The organism is Desulfoplanes sp., from assembly GCF_054921335.1.
This window is the reverse complement of record NZ_JBUDSQ010000127.1, coordinates 1-4,641: the sequence shown is the minus strand read 5'-3', so window position 1 is coordinate 4,641 and position 4,641 is coordinate 1. Positions and strand designations below refer to the sequence as shown.

4 protein-coding genes are annotated in these 4,641 nt (G+C 54.2%); all 4 read left to right on the top strand.

Translation table 11 applies throughout. From position 1 onward, the window contains the following. Positions 1 to 283 precede the first annotated feature (283 nt). The 4 genes from ACY692_RS14185 (at position 284) to ACY692_RS14170 (ending at position 4,095) form a co-directional block, all read left to right on the top strand. The gene (locus ACY692_RS14185; RefSeq protein ID WP_462326034.1) at positions 284 to 1,540 is read left to right on the top strand and encodes an MgtC/SapB family protein; all 1,257 of its coding nucleotides are present in this window, start codon (positions 284 to 286) and stop codon (positions 1,538 to 1,540) included. A gap of 171 nt (positions 1,541 to 1,711) precedes the next feature. After that, positions 1,712 to 2,014 (top strand): putative quinol monooxygenase, encoded by a 303-nt coding sequence (locus tag ACY692_RS14180; RefSeq protein WP_462326033.1) that lies wholly within the window; start codon positions 1,712 to 1,714, stop codon positions 2,012 to 2,014. 25 nt (positions 2,015 to 2,039) lie between these two features. Further along, entirely contained in the window at positions 2,040 to 2,549 is a 510-nt protein-coding gene (locus ACY692_RS14175) for a nitroreductase family protein (RefSeq protein ID WP_462326032.1), read from the top strand. A 442-nt stretch (positions 2,550 to 2,991) separates the two neighbouring features. Then, complete coding sequence (locus ACY692_RS14170; protein ID WP_462326031.1) at positions 2,992 to 4,095, top strand: serine hydrolase domain-containing protein; 1,104 nt, start codon at positions 2,992 to 2,994, stop codon at positions 4,093 to 4,095. The last annotated feature ends 546 nt before the right edge of the window (positions 4,096 to 4,641 follow it).

The following is a 4,641-nucleotide window of genomic DNA, read 5'->3' as shown; positions in this document are numbered from 1 at the left end:
CTTAATAACCTAAAACCTAAAACAGCCTGCAAAAAATACTTTTTGCAGGCACATCTGTAAATGACATCCATCACGGGCATCCCCATTTTTACAGAGCGGGCAGGCGGCAAACGGGAGATCGTCAACCAGTTCATGGTTGCCAGCTTTGCTCTGTCTCCCTTGTTTCCATCCCCCTCATGATGGGGCTGTTCAGCCTGTATTCTGCACCGCCCGTGCCGTAATTCCTCCATCACAGAAGGATTTTAAAGAAAGTTACAACGCCCCCATAACAAGCAGGACACCCATGGATGAGATGTATGTCGTAGCGCTGGAAGTGCTCGCAGCCCTGGCAATCGGTCTTTTGATCGGTATCGAAAGGGGATGGAGCGGCAGGAAAGAGGACGAAGGCCAGCGGGTGGCCGGGATCCGAACCTTCAGTCTTATCGGCCTGCTGGGGGGCGTCATTGCCCTGCTCTCCCAGGAGATCGGCCAGTGGCTGCTCGTGATCGGATTTCTGTCGGTTGCCGCCCTGGTCATTGCGGCCCACATCCTGGACGTTGAAAAGGACAAGGACGTCGGGACCACCACGGCCTTCAGCATGCTACTGACCTTTACCCTGGCGGCCTGGGCAGGATACGGCAATCAGATCCCGGCGATGGCGGTCACGGTGATCACCATGTTCATTCTCGGCCACAAACCGACCCTGCACCGCTGGCTCACCAGTGTGTCGTCCGAGGACTTTTTTTCCGGAGTCAAGCTTCTGCTCATCTCCGTGGTCCTGCTGCCCCTTTTGCCAGACAAGGGGTTCGGCCCCTGGGAGGCTTTGAACCCCTACTGGACCTGGTGGATGGTGGTTCTGATCTCAGGATTGTCCTTTCTGGGCTACATGGTCATCAAGATGACCGGCGAGCGGCTGGGGATGATCGTTACTGCCGTTGCCGGCGGGCTGGTCTCGTCAACAGCGGTCACCCTGAGTCTGGCCCGTTTTGCCAGAAACAAACAGGTCACCCTCATATTTTCGGGCGGGGTCCTGATAGCGTCTTCGATCATGTTTGTGCGGGTCATGATCGAAGTCTTTGTGGTTCATGCCGCGCTCCTTCACCTCATCTGGCTGCCATTGACCGTCATGCTGCTGGGCCTTCTATGCAGCCTGATCTGGCTCTGGCGGCAGAACGGAAAAAACGGCACGGGGCAGGAACAGCGCCTCGAGCTGAAGAACCCTCTCCAGCTCGGCATGGCCTTGCAGTTCGGACTCCTGCTGGCCGTGGTTCTCGTCCTGGCCGAGGCCATGAAGCACTGGTTCGGCAATCAGGGCGTGTACATCCTCTCAGTGATCTCGGGCCTGATGGACGTGGACGCCATCACCCTCTCCCTGTCCCGATCCGCACGTTCCAGCCTGGGGGGGGAAGTCGCCGTCACGGGCATTGTGCTGGCCTGCGCAACCAATACTCTGTTCAAGGGAATGCTCTTTGCCTGGATTGCCGGATTCAGGAAAAACATCCATGTGCCCCTCCTCATGCTCGCCGCCATGGTGCCGGGAGTGGTCATTGCTTTGATATAAGCATCTGCACATAACTGTCTATAATAAATCCTAAAAAATTCAAATGTTTGTAGGGGCGATTCCTGAATCGGCCGTTTTCGCAGCCCCCCGGGAGGGGCTGCGAAAACAGTCTGTAACAAAATCCGGTGACCGCGCCGGGACAACCTCAATCCCTTGCCAAGGAATATATCAATGAGCATTATCTATGTTACTGCCGTGATCACACCCAGGCCGGGCATGGCCGAGTCCGTGCGGGCCGAACTTGCCGGAGTCGTGCCACTGGTGCGCACCGAACCCGGGTGCATCCGCTACGATCTGCACGAAAGCGGCGGCGACAATCCCACGTTCCTCTTCTATGAAATCTGGGAGAGCGGGGACGCCCTGGCCGTCCACAGCAAAACCGCCCACCTCAAGGCCATGGAGGCCACCATTGCCCACATGATCGATCCGGCGGACGTGAATACCTGGAACGGTCTGGACGTCCTGCCCGCATAACCTTTGCAATCTCGAGGAGAACAGCATGAACGTATTTGACGCCATCATGAACCGGCGCAGCATCCGCAAGTATACCGATGAACCCGTCACCGACGAGCAGGTCACCACAATCCTGGAAGCGGCCATGATGGCCCCCAGCGCCGGCAATGGTCAGCCCTGGCAGTTCGTGGTGGTACGGGACAAGAGTATTCAGGCCGGCATCAAGAAGATCAACCCGTATGCCCAGATGGCCGAAAAGGCCCCCGTGGGTATCCTGGTATGCGGGGATCTGCGTCTTGAAAAATTTGCCGGATACTGGGTGCAGGATTGCTCCGCAGCCGTGCAGAATATCCTCCTGGCCGTGCATGCCCTTGGTCTCGGGGCGGTCTGGACCGGGATCACTCCCATGGAGGATCGGATCGAGGGATCCAAGAAGCTGTTCGAGCTGCCGGAACAGGTCATCCCCCTGGGCTACATCGCCATCGGCCACCCGGCCCAGCAGCCCACGTCCGAAAGCCGGTACAAGGCCGAGCGGGTGCATCTGGAAAAATGGTAAAGTAAAGACCGCATATCAAGATAAACGCCCGTTCATCCCGCCCCCAATGTTGTGGGGCAGGATGAACGGGCGTTTGAGGTTTTGCCGGAACATGCTGCCTTGTTTGGAATTTTTAGCAAGGGCATCCGTGAATGGAACTTGATGTTTTTTTCGGATTGATCAAGAAAGAGGGCTCCTCGCGGATGGAGTCCCTTTTTGGGATTTTTATCTGGATACTGATTTTATTGAGTCGACAAGTTTTTCTGTAAAACCATGTACGGATGCTCCTGCAAAAACTCGAAAAGCGGGGTTCAGGCTCAAAAGCATATTCTATAACTATTTGATTTTATTTAATCTTTCAGCTCAAACCTTAACCCTGCCTGCAAAAATATATTTTTTGCAGGCACATCTGTACGATACGCTGTCAGAGTCTTGGTATCCATCATCTATAATCGGGTATGAAATGCGCAAAACACATCCAGTTCTCTTTCTGTTCATTCTTGTTCTTTTTCTCTGTTCCTGTGAAGGTTCAGGAAAATATAGCGAAACGGAGCGGAAAATCATCAACCTGGCCGATGGGCAGTTTGAGGCAGCACAAGGCTACAGTAATAACGTTCCCGGTCTGATCGTCAGTGTACAGGACAAGAGCCGGTCCGTGGATTTGACCTACACAATCGGACTCGCCGACACGGGAACCGAAGAGAAATTGACAAAAAAGCACAGTTTCAAGATTGCCAGCGTGACCAAGTCCATGGTGACGAACGTGATTGCCCAATATGTGGATGACGGAATTCTGACCTTCGACACGCCACTCTCCACGTATTTTCCGGATCTCAGGCAGGCCGCGGATGTGACCGTGCGGATGCTGGGCGACATGACAAGCGGTTATCACGATTATCTTTCCGGCGACTACGAAGAACAGTTCGATAACACGCCCTACTTCACGGCCATACCGCAGGAGCTGATAGACGAAGGTCTGTCCCATGGTCTGCTGTACTCGCCCGGTACAGGTATGAGCTATAGCAATACCAATACCGTCATTCTCGGTCAGATCATCGAGCAGCTCAGCGGGCAGTCTCTGGAGACCGTATTGAGGGAGCGTCTGTTCACTCCCCTGGGCATGTCGCACTCCGGAGCACCGGCATCCGGCAGCTACATGCCGGAACCCAATGCCCACAGTTATCACCCTGATACCTTGGAGGACTGGACCGAAAAAATGGATTACTCGCCAGAGTATGCTTGCGGGAATGCCTACTCCACTATCAGGGATCTGAAGATATGGGTCAAAGCTCTTGCAACCGGGGCATTGCTCTCTCCTGCAACCTATAGCGAGTGCATAGCCAACGGTAATCCTTTTGCTGAAGCTCCAAGTTATATCTATAGATTCGGTATCCTTGAATACAAGGGGTTTCTCGGGCATTCCGGTGACACGGATTACTATCTTTCGGAAGCATTTTATCATCCCGAAAAGGACATCACCATTGTCGTGCTTTCCAACACCAGTCTTACCGGATTCACCGGGGAAGTCTTCAGACAGATCGTGGATTTGCTGGAGCCCGAAAAATAGCGGGGAGCTGCACCAGAGGTTCAACGCGGGCGCATCATAAAATGGTAAGGTAAGCCAGGGCAGGCAACATGACAAACGCCCGTTCATCCCGCCCCCCACACCATTGAGGGCAGGATGAAGGGGCGTTTGATGTTTTGGAAATATACACGGGATATTGTAACTATTCAGCCCCTGGTGATCCGATGGTGGGGTGCCCCTCCTGGGAACGCCGAGCGTCTGCTCGGCATCTTTTTGGACGGATAGGGGCGTTATGGTTGTGTTGCTTGGTGGTGGCCATTTTCCTTGGTAGTAGCTGCAGCGGGGGTTCGTTGCCGAGCAGGGGCTCGCTTATGACCTATCCTTATGACCTGAAAAAGGGTGGGTGCGTTGGGGTTTTCTCGTTTTAGGTGACAGCTTGCAGCGACCTTACAAAAACCGAGTGAACACTCGTGTGCACACTTGGTATGCACACACTGAAAACGGGCACCTAGATTTTTCTCTAAGTGCCCGTTTTATTTGGTGGAGGCGATGGGGATTGAACCCACGACCTCAGCGTTGCGAACGCTG

Excerpts from the sequence above, each read along its gene's own strand:
- ACY692_RS14185 (WP_462326034.1), top strand. The coding sequence starts at position 284 with ATGGATGAGATGTATGTCGTAGCGCTGGAAGTGCTCGCAGCCCTGGCA.
- ACY692_RS14180 (WP_462326033.1), top strand. The coding sequence starts at position 1,712 with ATGAGCATTATCTATGTTACTGCCGTGATCACACCCAGGCCGGGCATG.
- ACY692_RS14175 (WP_462326032.1), top strand. The coding sequence starts at position 2,040 with ATGAACGTATTTGACGCCATCATGAACCGGCGCAGCATCCGCAAGTAT.
- ACY692_RS14170 (WP_462326031.1), top strand. The coding sequence starts at position 2,992 with ATGCGCAAAACACATCCAGTTCTCTTTCTGTTCATTCTTGTTCTTTTT.